The sequence below is a fragment of the Ferrovibrio sp. genome (genome assembly GCF_017994015.1).
In the GTDB taxonomy this organism is placed as follows: domain Bacteria; phylum Pseudomonadota; class Alphaproteobacteria; order Ferrovibrionales; family Ferrovibrionaceae; genus Ferrovibrio.
In genome coordinates, this window is the sequence record NZ_JAGOLP010000015.1 from 62,993 (window position 1) to 83,124 (window position 20,132).

Genomic DNA, 20,132 nt, shown 5'->3' on the forward strand with positions numbered 1-20,132 from the left:
CCTGCGCCGCCATATGGACAAATGCCCGTAACAGGGTAACATTTGGCTAGGTTTGGAGTAGGATGGCGGCATGAAGCGCACAGCCAGGGGCAAGAAGATGTCCGGCTATCTTGAGCGGCACCTGCTGGTGGCGATGCCCGGCATGGGCGACCCCCGTTTTGCCCGCTCGGTGATCTACATGTGTTCGCATAATGCCGAGGGCGCCATGGGCCTTGTGCTCAACAAGCCCTATCCCGGCCTGAGTTTCCCCAGCCTGCTGCGCCAGCTCAGTATCGAAACCACTGTGGACTCGAACATCATTGTGCGGTCCGGCGGGCCGGTGGAAACCGGGCGCGGCTTTGTGCTGCATTCCACCGATTACATGCAGCCCGGCAGTGTGCCGATTGATGAGCGGCGCGGCATCGGCCTCACCGCCACGCTGGATGTGCTGCGCGCCATCGCCACCGGCAGCGGGCCGCAGCATCGGCTGTTTGCGCTGGGTTATGCCGGCTGGAGCGCCGGCCAGCTCGATACCGAATTGCAGCAGAATGGCTGGCTCACCGTGCCGGCGGATTTTGACCTGATCTTCGATTCGGAACTCGACAGCCTGTGGGAACGCTCGCTCGGCGCGCTCGGCGTACAGATCAGCCATCTTTCCGCCGTTGCCGGCCACGCCTAGAGTCTGAAATACGCCACCAATTCGTTTAGCTGATCAGCCTGGCTTGCCATCGCCTGGGCGGAAGCCGTGGTCTGTTCTACCAACGCGCCATTACGCTGGGTCATCTCATCCATGTTCGAGACGGCGGTGTTTACCTCGTCCAGCCCGGTCGCCTGCTCGCGGCTGGCGGAAGCGATCTCGGCCACGATATCCGCCACCTTTTTCACCGAGCCGACAATTTCGCCCAAAGCCTGGCCGGCCCGGTTGACCAGTTCGGCACCCTGGCGCACCTGGCCATTCGATACCGAAATCAGTTGCTTGATCTCCTTCGAGGCATTGGCTGAGCGCTGCGCCAGCCCGCGCACTTCCTGCGCCACCACCGCGAAGCCTTTACCCGCTTCACCGGCCCGTGCCGCTTCCACGCTGGCATTCAGCGCCAGCAGGTTGGTCTGAAACGCGATTTCATCAATCAAGCCTACAATATCAACAATCTTGCGCGCGCTGTCCTCAATGCCGTTCATCGCCGTGACCGCCTGCTGCACCACGCCGCCGCCGGTATTGGCAGTTGTGCGTGCCGCGGCGGCAAGCTGGTTGGCGGCTTCGGCATTTTCCGCATTCTGCTTCACCGTGGCGGTGATCTGGTGCATCGACGCGGCGGTCTGCTCCAGGCTCGCCGCCTGCTGCTCGGTACGGCCGGCAAGATCGGTGGAGCCGGCGGAAATTTCCGCCGATGCCTCACGCACTGCCTGGGCGGTCTGGCTGATCCGCTGCACCACCTCGGATAGCTGGCTGGCAGTCTGGTTGACATTGGATTGCAGCGCCGCGAACACGCCCTGGAATTCGCCCTCCACCCGGCCGGTCATATCGCCATGCGCCATGCGGTCCAGCGTGCGGTTCACCGCCGCCAGCGCATTGGCGAAATTATCCAGCAGGCTGTTCACACCTTCGGCCAATCGCCGCATCACACCATCCAGCGCCGCCGCATCGATACGCTGCACCAGATCTCCGGCCGCCGCCGCCGACACGATCTGGCCCACCGACCGATCAATCAGCGCCTCCTGTGCCTGACGCTCCTGCTCAAACCTTTGCCGCCCCGCCTCCACCTCGCCTTGCAGCTTTTCATTCTCCAGCCCATTGGCCTTGAAAATCTGCACCGCGCGGGCCATGTCGCCGATCTCGTCGGGCCGGGCGCGTTCCGGCACCTCGGTATCCCATTCGCGCCGGGTCAGCCGCTCCATCACCAGAGTCAGCCCCACCAGCGTATCCACCACGCGGCGGCCGACATAGAGCCAGCCGATCAGGCCGGCCACCACCAGGCTGAGGCCGGCCAGCAGAGCCAGCACGATCAGGCCGGTTTTCACCATGGCAAAGGATTGCTGCGCCGCCTGGCCGGCATCGGCATTGGCGCTTTCCACAATGCGCGCCACCTCGGTGGAGAGCGTTGTTGCCGCGCGGCGCGAGTTGGCCAGCGCGGTATCCACCTGGGCCAGCGCGATCAATTCGCGACGGCGCAGCGGGATCACGCCTTCACGCCCGGCGCCGAAACTGACCATGGCCTCGGTGGCGGCCTTGATCGCATCATCGTTATAGGCATCCAGCACCCGCTTGAGCGCACCGCGCATGCGCGTCTCAGTGCTCTGGAACCGATCCACCAGACTGTTGAGCGCCGCTTCGCTGGGCGCATTGCCGATGGCTTCCAGCAGGCTGGCGGCCTGGTTCATGCCGGCGGTCAGATCCGACAGGCCGTCAACCAGGGCAAATTCAAATTCCGCGACGCCCTTCATGTAATCGGCGACATCCTTCAGGCTGCGCCCGCCGCTGCCGACATTTTCCAATGTGGTGACAATGGAAAAGGCCGTGTCGTCAGACAGTTTGGCGCTGGCCGTGGTATAGGCATCCAACGTGGCGCCGATCTTGCGCGCAATCTCGGCGCGTTGCTCGGCCAAGCGCAGCCGCAGGGCGGTGCGCTCGCCAATCGTGTTGATTTGGCGGTCCAGTGCGCTGACCGCGGCATCGATCTTGCTGAAATCGCCGCTAGGATCCTTCTGCTTGATGCTGGCTAAGCTGGTGCCGGTGGTATCAATCAGCTTGTGGATCTGCTGCTCCATCTCGTTGCGTTCGGCCTCTGAACGCGCCGCCCCCAGGGCCGGTGCCGCGGCGGCAAGCTGGGCCGCCTGCACCGAAAGGTTAAGCGAGGCAGTGACGGCCGGCAGGTTGTCATCCATCACATGACCAAGCGAGGCATTGATGCGGTTCATGAACAGCCCGGCACTGAGCGTGCAGACGAGTGTAAGCGCGGCAATGGCACCGAAGGCGAAGTAAAGCTTCTGCCGGATGCCGAAGCGGCGCTTGGCATGGCTCATGGTCATCGGGCTCATCGTCATGGGGAGCGTGTCGGCGATATTGCTCATTGCAGGCTCCTGATCGACTGGAAGCGGCCTTCGGCATCAATCCGGGTGAGGAAGACGGCATCCGAACCCTGATTGTCATCCGGCCCGAAGCCGAGCGTGACACCGCCGAGATCGTAATTGCCACTGCCGAGCGCCTTGAGCAGGGCCGCGCGGCTCGGCTCGCCCTCCAGCTTCTGCAACGCCTGGATCGCCAGCCGGCCAACCATATAGCCTTCCAGCGAGATGAAGCCGGGCCAAGCTTTTGGCATATAGGCAGCCAGCGCCTTCTGATAGGCCGCCACGAGCGGAATGGACGTGTCACGCGGGAACGGCACCACCTGGGTCACCACCACGCCAGCACCATCGGGGCCAAGATCACCCGCCAGCGCATCCGAGCCGACGAAGGAGATATTCACGAACACGGTTTTGAGGCCGAGCTTCTTGGCGGCGCGGATGAATTCACCGGCCGGCGCATAAGGGCCGATAATGATGATCGCCTGCGGCTCGCGTTTACGCAATTCGATCAAGGCCCGCTTCACCGCCGTGGTGTTGCGCTCGAAAGTGGCCTCGCCGGCCAGTTCCATCTTTCGCTTGGTCAATGCGCGCTGCACGCCGGCCAGGCCGGCCCGCCCGAAGGAATCATTCTGATACAGGATGGCGATGCGCTCATGTTTCAGGTCGACGGTGAGGCGCTCCACCATCTCCTCGGTTTCCTGGAAATATGAGGCACGCACATTCACCACATGCGGCTTATAGGGATTGCGCAGGAATTCGGCGCCAGTAAACGGCCCGATAAACGGCACCTGGGCCGCCGCCACAATAGGCTCCATCGCTGCCGAGGTGGGCGTACCAACCGGGCCGATCAGGGCAAACACCTTATCCTGATCCAGCAACTGGCGCGCGGCAGCCGCAGCCTTGGCTGGCTCATAGCCATCATCGCGCAGCACCAATTCCAGCTTGCGGCCCTTCACACCGCCCGCCGCATTGGCTTCGGCAAAAGCCGCCAGGATGCCATCGCGCATGCCGGTGCCAAGCGCCGAAGCCGGGCCTTCCAGCACTGCGGCCTGACCAAAGACGATACGATCCGCATAAACGCCTGGATCGGCCGCCCATGCCGGCGCCGCGCCACCCAGCAAAATTGCCGTTGCGGCGACGATGCGACGCCAGCTGCTATTGCTGCTGCCTGCCATCCCATACACTCCCTGTAACGCTCCGCTCTGCGGCAGAGTCAGGTCAAGTCTAAGGGATATCCGGGGAAATATAAAAGAAACCATGGCTGGGAAAGGCATTAATATTGCCACCCCGATTCCAGACCATCGGTTGTGCTCTGCGATGACTAATCGCTCAACAGCCGGGCATAGAGCCGGTGATCGCGCCACGCGCCATTGATCTTGAGATAACCGCGCAACACACCTTCCGGCTTGTAGCCGGCGCGCAGCAGCAGCCGCTGGCTTGGCTGGTTTTCCGGCAAGGTGGCGGCTTCCACCCGGTGCAGGCCCAATTCGCTGAAACACCAGGCGGTGCAGGCTTGCAGCGCTTCGGTCATATAGCCCTGGCCGGCATGCGGGCGCCCCATCCAGTAACCGAGCTCGCCGCATTGCGAAGCGCCGCGCCGCAGATTCGACAAGGTGATGCCGCCCAGCAACGTGTCGTTGCGACGGTCAAAGATGAAAAACCCATTGCCCTGATCAAAGCGCCGCAAACGATCAAACCAGGTCAGGCGGCGCCGAAAGCCCTCGCGGCTCAGGGCATCCTCGGCCCAGCTTGGCTCCCAGGGCTGCAAATGCTGGCGGCTGATGGCGCGCAAAGCCGCCCAGGCTTCAAAATCACTGGCCTCCGGCTGGCGCAGATAGACGCGCTCGGTGGTCATCGCGGGCGCCGGCTGCGAAAGGAAGCGCCCGAAGATCATGGCAGCGCCTCAGCCGAACCGCGCCGCAAAGCGGTCATAGGCTTCAAGCCGGCCGATCGGCCCCAAAGCCGCCAAAGCCGGCTTGGCGCTGCGCATGATGCGCTCGGCCACACGGCGCAAAGCCGCTTCGTCGACCTGCTCAACAGCAGCCAGGATTTCATCAATATCCAGCATGCGGCCATAAACTAGCATCTGGCGGCCAAGCTGCTCCAGCCTTGCGCCTGAACTTTCCAGCGACATCACAAGGCCAACTTTAAGCTGGTTGCGCGCCCGCATCGTCTCATCGGCATCGATATGATGACACAGCTTTTCCATCTCGTCGGCCAGCACCGGCATCAATTCAGGCAGCTTTTCGCCGCCAGTGCCGGCATAGATGGTGAGCAGGCCGGTATCACGGTAGCTGGTGGGATAGGCATAAACCGAATAGGCTAGGCCGCGCTTTTCACGCACTTCCTGGAACAGCCGCGACGACATGCCGCCACCGAGCACGGTGGCATAAACCTGCATGGCATAAAAATCCGGATCGTTGAACGGCAGCGCCGGCAATGCAAAGGCGACATGCGCCTGCTCCAGATCGCGCTCCTCGCGCGCTTCGCCGCCGGCATAACTGGCGGCATCATTGGCACGCCGCGGCGTGGTGGGCAGATTGCCGAAATGGCTCGCCGCCAAATCCACCAGCGCGTCATGCTCCACCGCACCGGCCGCCGCCACCACCAGATTGGGGGCGTGGTAATGCCGATCCAGGAAACCCTGCAAATCCTCGCGGCGCATGTTTTCCACACGCTCAATGCTGCCCAGGATGGGGCGGCCTAGCGCCTGGTCGGGATAGGCCCGTTCTTGCAGGTGATCAAAGATTATATCGTCTGGCGTATCTTCCGCCTGGCCGATCTCCTGGATGATGACCTCGCGCTCGCGCTCCATCTCCTCGGGATCAAAGGTCGAATGCTGCAAGATATCGGCCAGCATATCGAGCGCCAGCGGCATGTCGTTCTGCATCACCCGGGCGTAATAGGCGGTCTGCTCGCGCGATGTGAAGGCATTGAGATGGCCGCCCACCGCCTCGATCTCCTCGGCGATGGCGCGGGCATTGCGCCGCTCCGTGCCTTTGAACGCCATATGCTCCAGCATATGCGCCACGCCATTGATTTCAGGCGTTTCGTCGCGTGCGCCGGCATCAACCCAGACGCCGACGGATACGGTTTTGACCTGCGGCATGGTTTCGCTCACCACACGCAGGCCGTTGGGCAAAGTTGTCAGGCGCGGGCTCATGCTTGGCCTCCGATGATGCCGTCGATGAAACCGCGCACTGCGTTCACGTCATTGGGCAAGATGGTCATACGTTCCGGTCGTTCAAACAGATCGGCCATGCGCGCCGGCAGCGGCGGATGCTGGCCGGTGGCGGCCTGCACGGCGGCGGGGAATTTGGCCGCATCGGCCGTGGCCAAAGTCACCAGCGGCAGATCGGCCGGCACAATGCCCCTGGCGCGCGCCTCGGCGGCCACATGCAGGCCCACGGCGGTATGCGGATCGATCAAGCGGCCGGTCTGGCGGAAACCGGCGGCAATCGCAGCATGGGTTGCCGCTTCATCAGCCCGGCCGGCGGCAAACAAATGCCGCGTCTCGGCCAGCGCATTGGCCGACACGCTGAAGCCGCCGTCACTATCCAGCGCCGCCATCATGGCGCGGATTTCAGCGCCGTCGCGGCCATGCAGATCAAACAGCAGGCGCTCAAAATTGCTCGCCACCTGGATATCCATGCTGGGGCTGATGGTGGGCGCCACCCCGCCCTTGCGGTAATCGCCGCTCTCAAAGAAGCGCGTCAGGATGTCGTTGCGATTGGTCGCCACGATCAGCTTATGCACCGGCAGGCCCATGCGGGCGGCGCAATAGCCGGCAAATATGTCGCCGAAATTGCCGGTCGGCACGCAGAAGGCGACCGGGCGATCCGGCGCGCCCAGGCTGAGCGCGGCGGCGGCGTAATACACGATCTGCGCCATGACCCGGGCCCAGTTGATCGAGTTCACGGCGGTGAGGCCGGCGCGCTCGCGGAAAGCTGCTTCGCCGAACAGCGTCTTCACCATGGCCTGGGCATCGTCGAAGGTGCCTTCCAGGGCGATGGCATGCACATTGGCATCCGCCACCGTGGTCATCTGCCGGCGCTGCACATCGGAAACCCGGCCATGCGGAAACAGGATGAATATCTCAAGCGCCTGGCGGCCGCGGCAGCCCTCAATTGCGGCCGAGCCGGTATCGCCCGAGGTGGCGCCCAGAATGGTGGCGCGTTTGCCGGAGCGCGCCAATGCCCAGTCAAACAGTCGGCCGAGCAATTGCAGCGCCACGTCTTTGAAGGCGATGGTAGGGCCGTGATACAGCTCCAGCAGCCAGTCATTGGCATCCAACTGGCTGAGCGGCGTTACCGCCTTATGGCCAAAGGTGGCATAGGCCTCGTTGATCATGCGGCGGAAATCCGCATCCGGGATCACGCCGCCGACATACGGCCGCATCAGCGTGAAGGCCAGCTCGGCATAGGACAGGCCGCGCATGGCGCGCCATTCGGCAGCCGAAAAGACCGGCCAGCTTTGCGGCAGATACAGCCCGCCATCGCCAGCCAGGCCTGCCAGCAGGACACCTTCAAAATCGAGGATCGGGGCTTCGCCCCGGGTGGAGACATATTGCATCATGGTGCTCAATTCAGGTAACGCGCCTTGAGATGCGCCTTGAAGGCCGCGGTGCCAAGCGGCTTGCCGGTGGCCTGGCGCAACAGGTCGTCAGTGGAAAGCAGCGATGCCTGGCCATGCACATTCTGGCGCAGCCAGCGCAGCAGCGGTTTGAAATCGCCCTTGGCGATGCCGGGCGCAATCGCCGCATCGGCTTCACGTGCGGCGGCAAATAGCTGCGCCGCCGCCAATGCACCCAGGGTGTAGGTGGGGAAATAGCCGATTGAGCCAACCGGCCAATGGATATCCTGCAAGCAACCCTGCGCATGGTCTGGCACAGCAACACCTAGCAGACTCTGCATGCCATCGCCCCAGGCATCGGGCAGGTCATTCACGTCCAGATCGCCGGCCAGCATGGCCTGTTCCAGCCGGTAGCGCAGGATGACATGCGCCGGATAGGTTGCCTCGTCGGCATCAACCCGGATCAGGCTGGGCTGCACCCGGGTATAGAGGCGGCGCAGATTGCCAAGCTCCCAGGCTTCGCCCTTGCCGCCGAAGATGCGGCGCAACAACGGCGTGGCATAGGTGAGGAATTCCTCGCCGCGGCAAACCTGCATTTCAACCAGCAGACTCTGGCTTTCATGCAGCACCATGCCGCGCGCCTCGCCCACCGGCTGGCCGGCCCAGCGCCGGGGCAGGCCGAGTTCATAAAGCGCATGGCCAGTTTCATGCAGCACGCCCATCAGCGCCTTGGTGAAATCACTTTCCGAATAGCGCGTTGTGATGCGCACATCCTGCGACACACCGCCGGTGAAGGGATGCGCGGATACATCCAATCGGCCATGGCGGAAATCAAAGCCCAGCGCCTTCATCAGCGCCAGGCCGGCCTGGCGCTGATGTTCAACCGGGAACGGCCCGGGCAGCGGCAACGGCGCCGGCTGGCGCGCCTGGCGCGCCAACGCCTTGTCGATAAAGCCGGGCAGGAACTTACCAAGGTCCGCAAAGAGTGCATCAATCCGCGCCGCCGAGCCACCTGGCTCGTATTCATCCAGCAGGGCATCATAGGGCTGGCAGCCAAACGCCGCCGCCTTGGCCGCCGCCACTTCGCGGGTCAGCGCCAGCACCGGCGCAAAGGCTTTGGCAAAGGCTTTGAAATCATTCGCCGGCTTGGCCTTGCGCCACACCATCTCACAGGCGTTGGCAGCCTTGGAACGCGCCTCCACCAGCTTGGGATTTAGCGCCGTGGCATGGCGCCAATGGCGGGCGATTTCGCGCAAGTTGGCGCGCTGCCAGTCGGTCAGGGTCGCGGCCTTGGCTTCGGCGCTGGCGATCAGGTCACCCAGGGCCGGGTCGGTGAGCCATTCATGATGGATCACACTCAGCGTGGCCATCTGCTCGGCCCGCGCTGCCGCGCCCCCCTCCGGCATCATTGCTGACTGGTCCCAGCCGAGCACGGCCAAGGCGCCGTTCAGCGCCGACAGGCGGCGGAAGCGCTGTTCCAGGGCGGCATAAGGCTTCATCATCTCGCGCTTTCGGGCGGTCGGCTCGGCCGGCGGGTTGCGGGTTGCAGCGCTCAGACGGCGCCGCGCTGCCGCCGACGATGCCACAACACGTAGATCACAGCCAGTACCACGGCGGCGCTATACCAGGTGAAGGCATAGGCCAAATGGTTGTTGGGGATATCCATGCGGGCATGGCCGCCGCGTGGCCAGACGCCTGGATTGGGCGTGGCATCGGCATCAATGAAAAAAAGCGGTGCATCCTGGATGCCGGCCTGGGCCAGCATGGCCTTGGCATCGGCATAATACCACAGATTGGCCTTGGTATCCGGATCAGGGATCAGCCAGCCGCGGATGCCGGGCGCGTGCACGATGCCGGTAACCGTCACCTCGCCGGGCACCTGGCCGTCCGGCCGGGTGGCCGCCTGCTTATGCTCGGGCGGCACCCAGCCGCGCCGCACCAGCACATGGCCCTGGCCATCGGCGCGCTTCAGCGGCACGATCACCAGATAGCCGAAATTGCCGCGCTCGGAATGCGCCAGCATGTGGAATTCATGCCTGTAATCATAAGTGCCGGTCACCGAGACACGGCGATAGCTCCACTCCGCGGCCGGCAGTGGGCCGGGCGGCAGCGCCACCGGCTCGGCAGCCAGGCCCTGCTGCATGCGCTCGATCAGATCAAGCTTCCAGAACAGCCGCTGGGTCTGCCAGGTGCCGAGGGCCAGCAGCAGCACCAGGGCCGGCAGCGTGATGAGCGTGGGCCACAAGGCCGGACGGAAGCCGAAAATCTGCACGGTTTACTCTTTGAGCAATTCGATGTCGGAACTGGCCTTGTGGCGGTATTGCAGCGCCACCAGCGTGGCCTTGAATGGCCGCAGCATGCCGATGGACCCGCCCAGGATCAGCGGCGTCCACAATACCATATGCAGCCAGAAGGGCGGCTCGTATTTCAGCTCGAGCCAGAGCGCCAGCCCAACCACAAGGAAGCCGAGGATCAGGATGACGAAGACGGCGGGGCCGTCGCCGGCATCAATCGCGGCATAATCCAGGCCGCAGGCCGGACAGGTCGGCCGCAAGGTCAGCAGGCCGGAAAAGATCGGGGCTTCGCCGCAGCGGGGGCAGCGGCAGCGAAGCCCCGTGGAAAATGGCGATAGCGGCGGGTACATGCCGCTATCGCTCCAGCTTGATCATCAATGGGCCACCGAGGGGCCAGCGCCCCACCAGTAGATGCAGGCAAACAGGAACAGCCACACCACGTCGACGAAATGCCAGTACCAGGCAGCCGCCTCGAAGCCGAAATGATGATCCGGCTTGAAATGGCCCTTGAGCGCACGGCCAAGGCAGACGGCAAGGAAGATGGTGCCGATCAGCACATGGAAGCCGTGGAAGCCGGTTGCCATGTAGAAAGTGGAGGCGTAGATGCCATCCTTGAAGCCAAAGGCAGCATGGCTGTATTCAAAAGCCTGGCAGATCGAGAACAGCACACCCAGGATCACGGTGAGGGTGAGGCCCTGCACCAGACCCTTGCGGTCGCCATGCACCATGGCGTGATGCGCCCAGGTCACGGTGGTGCCGGAGAGCAGCAGGATCAGGGTGTTGATGAACGGCAATTCCCACGGATTGAAGGTCTCGATGGAAGCCGGCGGCCATTGGTGGCCAATCGCCTCGGTGGGATAGAAGGCGGCGTTGAAATACGCCCAAAACCAGGCGACGAAGAACATCACTTCAGACGCGATGAACATCACCATGCCGTAGCGCAGATGCAACTGCACCACCGGGGTATGGTGGCCTTCATGCTCGCCTTCGCGCACCACATCCGACCACCAGACGATCATGGTGTAGAGCACAACCAGGAAACCCGGCAGCACCCACCACAGGCTGGCGCCATGGAAATAGGCAACCGAACCGATGGCCATGATGAAAGCGCCCATCGAGCCGATAAAGGGCCACGGGCTCGGATCGACAAGATGATAATCGTGGTTGCGTGCGCTGTCGGCTGACATGGCTTTACCCCCTAGTGACTCGCCGAGGTTGACAACTAATTCACCGCCCGCTCAGCCGGCGCGGTGCCGGCTTGGCGGTCGGAGAGCCGGGTATCACCCGGCTTACGGAAGAAGGTGTAGCTGAGCGTGATGGTTTTCACATCGCGCGTCTTGGGATCTTTGAGGATGCCCGGATCAACGAAGAACGATACCGGCATATCAACACTCTGGCCGGCTTCCAGCACCTGCTCGGAGAAGCAGAAGCAGGCGATCTTGTCAAAATACGGCCCGGCTTTTTCCGGAGTCACGTTGAATGACGCGGTGCCGGTGATCGCCTTATCGGTCGGATTGGTGGCACGGTAGAAGATCAGCGTCTCCTCGCCCGGCACCACCTTCACTTCGCGCTGCACCGGCTGAAACCGCCAGGGCATGTCGGGCGCGGTATCCGAATTGAAGCGCACGGTGATCATCTGACCCGGCATCGGCTGGCTGGTGATGGCGCCTGGCGCCTCGGCCGAGCGCTGCGGCGTGCCGCCAAAGCCGGTGACACGGCAGAACAGGTCGTAAAGCGGCGCCGACGCGAAGGCCAAGCCGGTCATGCCGGCCACCACGGCCACACAGATCAGCGCCACACGCTTGTTGGCCTGGTTGGCATTGCCTTGATTACTCATCCGGCACCGCCTTTCAGCATCGGGCCGGTCATCTTGGCGATGGTGATCAGGTAGAACAGGATCGCCAGACCACCCAGCACCAGGGCCAGGGCCAGATTGCGGCCGCGCCGCGGCTTCGGCTCCTTGCTCATGCCAGCCCCCCTAGCGCCATGCCGGGAAAACCGGGCGCTATGCCAAGGCCATATTCAACCAGCAGCAGGGTGAACAGCAGGAACAGGTACAGGATCGAATAGGCAAACATCTGCTTCGGCGCTCGCAGGTCATTGCCGCGCCAGATACGGAAGGCCAGCAGCAACAGACCGATACCGAGAATGGCCGTGCCAATACCATAAAGCGGCCCGACCAAACCGAGCAGCCAGGGCGCCAGGGTGAGCGGCACCAGCAGCAGGCTGTAGATCAGAATCTGGCGCCGCGTTTCCGCCTGACCGGCCACCACCGGCAGCATCGGCACGCCGGCACGGGCGTAATCATCCGAACGATACAGCGCCAGCGCCCAGAAATGCGGCGGTGTCCACATGAAGATGATGCCAAACAGCAAGGCCGGCAGCAGGCCGATATCACCGGTGACGGCAGCCCAGCCGATCATCGGCGGGAAGGCGCCGGCCGCACCGCCAATCACAATATTCTGCGGCGTGCGGCGCTTGAGCCACATGGTGTAGATGAAGACATAAAAGCCGATGGTGAGCGCCAGCAGCGCAGCGGCCGACCAGTTCAGCGCCAGACCCATCACCGCCACCGAGGCGACCGACAGCACCACGCCAAAACCGAGTGCTTCCTGGGCGCCGATACGGCCTTGCGGAATCGGCCGCCCCTGGGTGCGCGACATCACTGCGTCAATATCAGCATCATACCACATGTTGATGGCGCCCGAGGCGCCGGCACCAATGGCGATGCAGAGCAAGGCCGTGAAGGCCAGCACCGGATGCAGCGAACCCGGCGCCAGCACCAGGCCGACCAGGCCGGTGAACACCACCAGCGACATCACGCGCGGCTTGAGCAGGGCAAAATAATCCGCTGCCCGCGCATCACCCGCCAGGGCGGTGCCGCCGGGAAAATCAGCGATGCCATAAGCGCGACCAAGGCCGGTCTGGCCGGCCTCGGGGCTTTTGCTGGTGTAACTCGCGTCAGTCACGATGGTTGGGGCTCCATGGACCAGCGGGCGGCCCGGATCATGGACCGCCCTGCCCGTCTTACGACAAACCGGTGCTTACTTGATAACCGGCAGCTTTTCGTACTGATGGAATGGCGGCGGCGAAGACAGCGTCCATTCCAGCGTGGTGGCACCCTCGCCCCAAGGATTGGCGGCAACCGGCTTTTTCCGCATGAAGGCGTAGAAGACAGTGCCAACAAAGAACAGCGTGGAGGCGAAGGCGATATACGAGCCGATCGAGGCCACATAATTCCAGCCATGGAACGCATCCGGATAATCCGGGATGCGGCGCGGCATGCCTTGCAGGCCGAGGAAGTGCATCGGGAAGAACAGCAGGTTGACGCCGATGAAGGTGGTCCAGAAATGGATCTTGCCGGCGGTCTCGCTCAGTTCATAACCCGACATCTTGCCGAACCAGTAATAGAAGCCGGCGAAGATGGCGAACACGGCACCCAGGCTGAGCACATAGTGGAAATGCGCCACCACGTAGTAGGTGTCATGCAGCGACATGTCGATGCCGGCATTGGCCAGCACAACGCCGGTGACACCGCCCACGGTGAACAGGAAGATGAAGCCGATGGCGAACAGCATCGGCACCTTGAACTCGATGGAGCCGCCCCACATGGTGGCGATCCAGGAGAAGATTTTCACACCCGTAGGCACCGCGATCACCATGGTGGCAGCGGTGAAATAGGCGCGGGTATCAACATCCAGACCCACAGTATACATGTGGTGCGCCCAGACCACGAAGCCGACGAAGCCGATGGCGACCATGGCATAGGCCATGCCGAGATAACCAAAGACCGGCTTGCGCGAGAAGGTGGACACGATCTGGCTGATGATGCCGAAGCCGGGCAGGATCAGGATGTACACTTCGGGATGGCCGAAGAACCAGAACAGATGCTGGAACAGGATCGGATCGCCGCCACCTTCCGGCTTGAAGAAGGCGGTGCCGAAATAGCGGTCAGTGAGCAGCATGGTGATGCCACCCGCCAGCACCGGCAGCGACAGCAGCAGCAGGAAGGCGGTGATCAGCACCGACCACACAAACAGCGGCATCTTGTGCAGGGTCATGCCCGGCGCGCGCATGTTGAAGATGGTGGTGATGAAGTTGATCGCGCCGAGGATCGACGACGCACCGGCGATATGCAGGCTGAGGATGGCAAAGCCAACCGCCGGGCCGGGATGGCCAACATCGGATGACAGCGGCGGATAGATCGTCCAGCCGCCACCCATGCCGTTGCCGCCGGCCGGGCCGGGCACAAAGATCGAGATGAACAGCAGGCCGATGGCCGGGATCAGCAGCCAGAACGAAATATTGTTCATGCGCGGGAAGGCCATGTCCGGCGCGCCGATCATCAACGGCACGAACCAGTTGCCGAAGCCGCCGATCATCGCCGGCATCACCATGAAGAAGATCATGATCAGGCCGTGGCCGGTCACCAGCACGTTGAACAGGTGGTGGTTGTCGCCCAGGATGCCGTTGCCGGGGTTCATCAGTTCGGCGCGCATCAGCACCGACATCAGACCACCGATCAGACCCGCGCAAACCGCGAAGATCAGATACAGCGTGCCGATATCCTTGTGATTGGTCGAATACACCCAGCGGCGGAAACCTGTCGGGTGATCGTGGTGATCATGAGTATCGTGGGCGGCGTTAGCGTGAGCCTGGGCCATGGCGTTCCCCTTGACGCGAGATTGGTCGATTTACTGGGCGGTCGCGTCGGCGGCGGCAAGCCGCGGCGACGGGCCATCGACGGAAGCGAATTTCTGCTTGGCCTCCTCCGCCCACTTGGCGAAGGCTTCCTTGGACACGACCTGCAACTTGATCGGCATGTAGCCGTGATAGGCGCCGCAGATTTCCGAGCATTGGCCATAGAACAGGCCTTCGCGGTCGGCACGGAACCAGGTCTCGTTGAGACGACCCGGCACGCCATCCTTCTTCACACCGAAGGCCGGCATGGCCCAGGCATGAATCACATCGGCGGCAGTCACCAGCAGGCGCACATTGGTATCAACCGGCACCACCACGGTGTTGTCGGTTTCCAGCAGGCGCGGCTGACCCGGCTTCAGATCCTTTTCCGGCACCATAATGGCGTCGAAAGTGAAGTTGCCATTATCCGGATATTCGTAGGTCCAGAACCACTGCTTGCCAATCGCCTTGATGGTCAGGCCGGCTTCCTTGGTCTTGTCACCATAATATAGGAGCTTGAACGACGGCACCGCGATCACCACCAGGATCAGGATCGGCACCACGGTCCAGACAACTTCAACCAGGGTGTGATGCGAGGTCTTGGACGGCACCGGGTTGGCCGAGGCGCGGAAGCGCACCATCACATAAACCAGCAGGGCCAGCACAAAGATGGTGATCAGGGTGATCACCCACATCAGCAGATTGTGGAAACGCTCCACTTCATGCATCACCGGGCTGGCGGCATCCTGATAGTTCAGCGCCCAGGCCTTGGGCAATTGCTGCGGCACTTCGGCCAGGGCATCGCCCAAGCCACCGAACAGGGCCACAAAGGCGCCCATCAGGGTCGCCGCAATCAAAAGCATCCGGGGCGCAGCGCCCGCCGGGCGCCGATCAAAAATCCGCCGCATCGTCCAATTCCTCGCTACTGCTCGGGCAGGGTTCTAGTTTTCCAGGGCGGAACATACACCGAAGCGCCCGTGTCGCCCAGCCCCGGCACTTTGTGCGACGATTTGTCGCTATGCCATTTTGCTCCGGCATAACGCCCCTTACGCTTTGATTTTGCTTGCTCTTGCGCCTGGGCCGGGCAGCTTCTAAGCTGCACCGGCAGAGGGGACCGCGCATGCTCGATCCGGCGCAAAAAAAGCTGACGCAAGATGTGCTGGAATGGCTCGACCGGCCAGCCTTTGCGCTTGAGTGCCGTACTGACGGCACCTACAGCTATTTCGCCTGCAATAATGCGTATGCGGCGATTGCCGCGCTGCCCAGCACCGGGCTGGCGGGGCAGGATTTTTCCATCGGATTCGCGTTAGGCGAAGCAGAGCGGCTGAAGCCACATCTGGAAGCTGCGGCGCAATCCGGCAGCCGCCAGGTGCTGAACCAGTTGCTGCGCTGGGCCAGTGGCTGGTTGTGCCAGAGCATAACCATCGCGCCAGTGCGCCAGGAGGATGGCGGCACCGGTGCCCTGGTGGTGATCGCCGAAGCGAATGATCCGGCGCAACTGCATCAGGCCGCCCTGCAAGTCGCCGAACATAAAATCCGCGACTTTGCCGAATTGGCCTCGGACTGGTTCTGGGAAACCGATAGCGAGCATCGTTATTCCTGGATTTCCGAGAGTAGTTACGCTTTTTCCAACGACCAGCGGACGCGCCTGCTGGGCATGCGGCGCTGGGAGATGGCCGGCAGCCAGGAAGATACCGACGAAGCCTTCTGGGAGGAACACCGGCGCCAGCTGGAGCGCCGCGAACCGTTTCGCAGCTTTCGCTATTGCACCATCCACAACCATCAGGAGATGTGGACCGAAATCAACGGCAAGCCGGTTTTTGACGCCAACGGACATTTCATGGGCTATCGCGGCTCGGGCCGCGACATTACCGAGCAATATCGCCAGCAGCGCCGCATTGAGGCGGCGCTGCGCCGGGCTGAGGAAGCGAGTCGGGCCAAAAGCCAGTTCCTGGCCAATATGAGCCATGAATTGCGCACACCGCTGAATGCCATCATCGGCTTCTCGGAAATCATCCGCGACCAGATGTTCGGCTCGGTCGGCATCCCGCGTTATGTCGACTATGCCCGCGACATCAATGCCTCGGGCACCCATCTGCTGGCGGTGATCGGCGATATTCTTGATATGTCGCGCATCGAGGCCGGCTATTACGCGCTGGACGAAAAGCCGGTGGAGCTGGCATCGGTGATCGCTTCGGCGCTGACCATGGTGCGGCCGCAGGCGGAGCGGGCCGGCGCCGTGCTGCGTAATCTGTGCCCGGAAAGCCTGCCGCAGCTTCGCGCCGACGAGCGTGTGCTGAAACAGGTGCTGATCAATTTGCTTGGCAATGCAGTGAAATTCACCCCCGCCGGCGGCACAATCGATGTGGTGTACCGCACCACCGAAGATGGTGGCCTGACGCTGAATGTGGTGGATAGCGGCATCGGCATCCCACCCGACCGGTTGGAACATATCTTTGAACCATTCCAGCTCGCCAAGGCCGAGGTGGCGCGCCAGCATGGCGGCACCGGCCTGGGCCTGAGCATTTCCAAGCGGCTCATGGAGCTGCATGGCGGCTCGCTAAGCCTGAGCAGCACCGTTGGAGTTGGCACTCAGGCACAGCTCATTTTTCCGGCCTGGCGCCTGCTGGGCGAAATCGATGACCATTGGGTGGCACCAATCGAGCCGCCTCCTGCCCCGGCGCCCCGCCCGGCGGCGCAGCCGGTGAGCCGTGTGCCGGATGATCCGCGCGGCAGCGAGGCGGCGGAACATCGTGGCCAGCTTGATGCCTCTGCCGGCGAAACCTTGCGCGTGCTGCTCGATACCATGGGCGAAGGTGTGCTGGTGATCGACCGGCATGGCACCATCGTGTCGATGAGCGCGGTGGGCGCCGGGCTGTTCGGGTATGATCCACTCGATCTGGTGGGGCAGAATGTGCGCATCCTGATGCCGGAGCCGTTCCGCACCGGGCATGACAGCTATATCCGCAACTACCTGAATACAAAGCGGGCCAAGATTCTGGGTCTCGGCCGCGACACGCTGGGGCGCAAGAAAACCGGCGAAATCTTCCCGATTCATCTCAGTGTCGGCGAATTCGACAATGGCGGCGAACCCGGTTTCATCGGGGTGATGCGCGATATCTCGGATCGCCGCGATGTGGAATTGCGCGCCGAATTCGCCAGTCGCAACGATCCCCTGACCGGGGTGCTGAACCGCGCCAGCTTCATCGCCGAGGCCGAGCGTATGCTTGGCGCGCAGCACCGGGTTGAACCCGGCCTATGGGTATTGTTCGACCTTGATGTCGATTCCTTCCGCGATATCAACGAAGGCTTTGGCTTCCATGTCGGCGACACAGTGCTGAAAATCGTCGCTGAGCGGCTGGGCGAGGGCCTGCCGCGCGAGGCTTTGGTGGGCCGTATCGCTGCCGATCAATATGCGGCTCTGGCCGCCGCGCATGATCTGAACAACGCACTCAATCTGGCTCAGGCGCTGCACGCCCATCTCACCCGCCCGGTGGCGGCCGAGGGGCGTGTGCTGTCGCTGAAGATTTCCATGGGCGCGGCGATCCTTGATGATCCGGGCGAGAAGATCAACGAGGCCCTGGCCAAGGCCGAACTGGCGCAGAAGCTGGTGCGGTCGGCAGGCGGTGATTCGACCCGCTTCTACAGCCCGGAAATGACCCGGGCCGCTGAGCGCCGTCTGCGCCTGACCCTCAATCTCGACTCGGCGGTGCAGAACGAGGAGTTCCATGTTGTTTACCAGCCGGTGGTGGAAGCCGGCAGCAGCGCCGTGGCGGCCATGGAAGCCCTGCTGCGCTGGCAGCACCCGGAACTCGGCACCGTCTCACCGGCGGAATTCATTCCGCTGGCCGAGGAAAGTGGCGCCATCGTGCCGATCACCCGCTGGGTGCTGGGCCATGTTGCCGAGCAGGTGCGGCAATGGCGCCGTGACGGCGTGGCGCCGCGCCGGGTGTTTGTGAATGTCTCCGGCCAGCAATTTGTGCGCGACGACCTGCCTGGCTATTTCCGCGCCATGGCGGCGCGTGAGCCGGACCTGATCCCCTTCCTGGGTATCGAGATCACCGAGCAGGCCGCGATCGAGAATATGGAAGAGACCGTGCGGGCGATTCAGGAACTGGCCGATATCGGCATCGATGCTGCCCTGGATGATTTCGGCACCGGCTATTCGTCTTTGAGCTACATCCAGCGCCTGCCGATCCGCAAGATCAAGCTGGACCGCGCCTTCATCACCGACCTGCCCGTGAATGAGAAGGATGTTGCCCTGGTGCGCGCCATGGTCGGTATGGCCAAGGGCCTTGATCTGCCGGTGGTGGCAGAGGGCGTGGAGACCGAAGCACAGCGCGATTTCCTGCGCGGCGTCGGCTGTAGTGAGTTGCAGGGCTACCTGATCAGCCGGCCGGTGCCGGCCGAGGCAATGGCGGAATTACTGCGCCAGAGCGACCGGCGCCGCCGCTGACCCCTCCCCCTGCCGGGCCGTGCTTGCCGGGGGCTGTATTTCCGCCCAGCCTGCGCCATATTGTTTTCAGCAAGCTTTTCCAGAGGATATAGTCCAATGCCCGGCGTCGATACCGCCCAAGAGCTTTTCTTCACCCGCGCCGGGCTGGACCGCAGCCGCCTGGAAACCCTGGTCGGCGATGCCCTGCATGGCGCCGATGATGGTGAATTATTCCTGGAATACAGCCAGTCTGAAGCGCTGAGCTTTGATGATGGCCGGCTCAAATCGGCCAGTTACGATACCAGCCAGGGCTTTGGCCTGCGCGCCGTTTCGGGCGAGCAGACCGGCTATGCCCATGCCTCTGAACTGAGCGAAGCGGCGATGCGCCGCGCCGCCAGCACGGTGCGCGCCGTGCGCGCCGGCCATGGCGGCGAAATGGAGGCGCCGCCATTGGCCACCAACCGGCATCTCTATGGCGACGACAACCCGCTGGCCGAAATCGCCTTCGAGCGCAAAGTAAAGCTGTTGCAGGATATCGACGCCTATGCCCGCGCCAAGGATAGCCGTGTGCGGCAGGTCAGCGCGTCGCTGGCGGGATCATGGCAGGCCGTGGCGATCCTGCGCGCCGATGGCACGCTGGTGGAGGATATCCGCCCGCTGGTGCGGCTGAATGTTTCGGTGGTGGCCGGCCAGGGCGACCGCCAGGAAAGCGGCAGCCGTGGCGCCGGTGGCCGCATCAGCTTTGCCAAGTATTTTGATCCGGCGCATTGGCAGGCCGAAGTGGATCAGGCTTTGCGCATGGCGCTGACCAATCTGGAATCGGTGCCGGCGCCGGCTGGCGAAATGCCGGTGGTGCTGGGGCCGGGCTGGCCCGGCATCCTGCTGCATGAAGCCATCGGTCATGGCCTGGAAGGCGATTTCAACCGCAAAAAAACCTCGGTCTTTGCCGGCCTGCTGGGCCAGCGCGTGGCGGCACCGGGTGTCACCATCGTGGATGACGGCACGATGGCGGATCGCCGTGGTTCAGTGGCTATTGATGATGAAGGTACGCCTGGCCAGTACAATGTCCTGATTGAAAACGGTATTCTGAAAGGCTATATGCAGGACAA

General features: G+C 63.0%; 17 protein-coding genes. 3 read left to right on the forward strand and 14 right to left on the reverse strand.

Annotated elements, in window-relative coordinates:
• The first annotated feature begins 70 nt into the window (after window positions 1-70).
• Window positions 71-658 (forward strand): YqgE/AlgH family protein, encoded by a 588-nt coding sequence (locus KBB36_RS10195; RefSeq protein ID WP_290979724.1) that lies wholly within the window; start codon window positions 71-73, stop codon window positions 656-658.
• Here the strand turns inward: KBB36_RS10195 and KBB36_RS10200 are convergent.
• From KBB36_RS10200 to coxB, 14 genes are all read right to left on the reverse strand, one after another.
• Complete coding sequence (locus KBB36_RS10200) at window positions 655-3,048, reverse strand: methyl-accepting chemotaxis protein (protein WP_290979729.1); 2,394 nt, start codon at window positions 3,046-3,048, stop codon at window positions 655-657. The genes KBB36_RS10195 and KBB36_RS10200 overlap by 4 nt on opposite strands.
• Complete coding sequence (locus KBB36_RS10205) at window positions 3,045-4,217, reverse strand: ABC transporter substrate-binding protein (protein WP_290979732.1); 1,173 nt, start codon at window positions 4,215-4,217, stop codon at window positions 3,045-3,047. The genes KBB36_RS10200 and KBB36_RS10205 overlap by 4 nt, the downstream gene beginning before the upstream one ends.
• A 146-nt stretch (window positions 4,218-4,363) precedes the next feature.
• Window positions 4,364-4,897, reverse strand: a complete 534-nt coding sequence (locus KBB36_RS10210) for a GNAT family protein (RefSeq protein ID WP_290979736.1) — start codon at window positions 4,895-4,897, stop codon at window positions 4,364-4,366.
• Between the two features lie 48 nt (window positions 4,898-4,945).
• Window positions 4,946-6,205, reverse strand: coding sequence for a pitrilysin family protein (locus KBB36_RS10215; RefSeq protein ID WP_290979739.1), 1,260 nt, complete (start codon window positions 6,203-6,205; stop codon window positions 4,946-4,948).
• A complete protein-coding gene (thrC, locus tag KBB36_RS10220) occupies window positions 6,202-7,614 on the reverse strand; it encodes a threonine synthase (protein WP_290979784.1) in 1,413 nt (470 codons plus the stop codon). Before thrC ends, KBB36_RS10215 begins: the two co-directional genes overlap by 4 nt.
• 8 nt (window positions 7,615-7,622) lie before the next feature.
• Entirely contained in the window at window positions 7,623-9,116 is a 1,494-nt protein-coding gene (locus KBB36_RS10225) for a carboxypeptidase M32 (RefSeq protein ID WP_366933182.1), read from the reverse strand.
• 50 nt (window positions 9,117-9,166) lie between these two features.
• Complete coding sequence (locus KBB36_RS10230) at window positions 9,167-9,886, reverse strand: SURF1 family protein (RefSeq protein ID WP_290979741.1); 720 nt, start codon at window positions 9,884-9,886, stop codon at window positions 9,167-9,169.
• A gap of 3 nt (window positions 9,887-9,889) precedes the next feature.
• On the reverse strand, window positions 9,890-10,258 hold the full coding sequence (locus KBB36_RS10235) for a DUF983 domain-containing protein (protein WP_290979743.1): 369 nt from the start codon (window positions 10,256-10,258) through the stop codon (window positions 9,890-9,892).
• A 24-nt stretch (window positions 10,259-10,282) separates the two neighbouring features.
• Window positions 10,283-11,095 (reverse strand): cytochrome c oxidase subunit 3, encoded by an 813-nt coding sequence (locus KBB36_RS10240; RefSeq protein WP_290979745.1) that lies wholly within the window; start codon window positions 11,093-11,095, stop codon window positions 10,283-10,285.
• A 35-nt stretch (window positions 11,096-11,130) separates the two neighbouring features.
• Window positions 11,131-11,745, reverse strand: coding sequence for a cytochrome c oxidase assembly protein (locus KBB36_RS10245; RefSeq protein WP_290979747.1), 615 nt, complete (start codon window positions 11,743-11,745; stop codon window positions 11,131-11,133).
• Window positions 11,742-11,876: a hypothetical protein gene (locus tag KBB36_RS10250; protein WP_290979750.1), complete on the reverse strand. Its 135-nt coding sequence runs from the start codon at window positions 11,874-11,876 to the stop codon at window positions 11,742-11,744. The genes KBB36_RS10245 and KBB36_RS10250 overlap by 4 nt, the downstream gene beginning before the upstream one ends.
• On the reverse strand, window positions 11,873-12,781 hold the full coding sequence (locus tag KBB36_RS10255) for a heme o synthase (protein ID WP_290979789.1): 909 nt from the start codon (window positions 12,779-12,781) through the stop codon (window positions 11,873-11,875). The genes KBB36_RS10250 and KBB36_RS10255 overlap by 4 nt, the downstream gene beginning before the upstream one ends.
• Before the next feature lie 171 nt (window positions 12,782-12,952).
• The gene (ctaD, locus tag KBB36_RS10260; protein ID WP_290979753.1) at window positions 12,953-14,572 is read right to left on the reverse strand and encodes a cytochrome c oxidase subunit I; all 1,620 of its coding nucleotides are present in this window, start codon (window positions 14,570-14,572) and stop codon (window positions 12,953-12,955) included.
• A gap of 30 nt (window positions 14,573-14,602) precedes the next feature.
• Complete coding sequence (gene coxB, locus KBB36_RS10265) at window positions 14,603-15,451, reverse strand: cytochrome c oxidase subunit II (protein ID WP_290979755.1); 849 nt, start codon at window positions 15,449-15,451, stop codon at window positions 14,603-14,605.
• 257 nt (window positions 15,452-15,708) lie between these two features.
• Here coxB and KBB36_RS10270 point away from each other — a divergent pair, with 257 nt between their 5' ends.
• A complete protein-coding gene (locus KBB36_RS10270) occupies window positions 15,709-19,044 on the forward strand; it encodes an EAL domain-containing protein (protein WP_290979758.1) in 3,336 nt (1,111 codons plus the stop codon).
• A gap of 96 nt (window positions 19,045-19,140) precedes the next feature.
• A partial coding sequence (locus tag KBB36_RS10275) for a metallopeptidase TldD-related protein (protein WP_290979766.1) occupies window positions 19,141-20,132 on the forward strand: 992 nt, incomplete at its 3' end.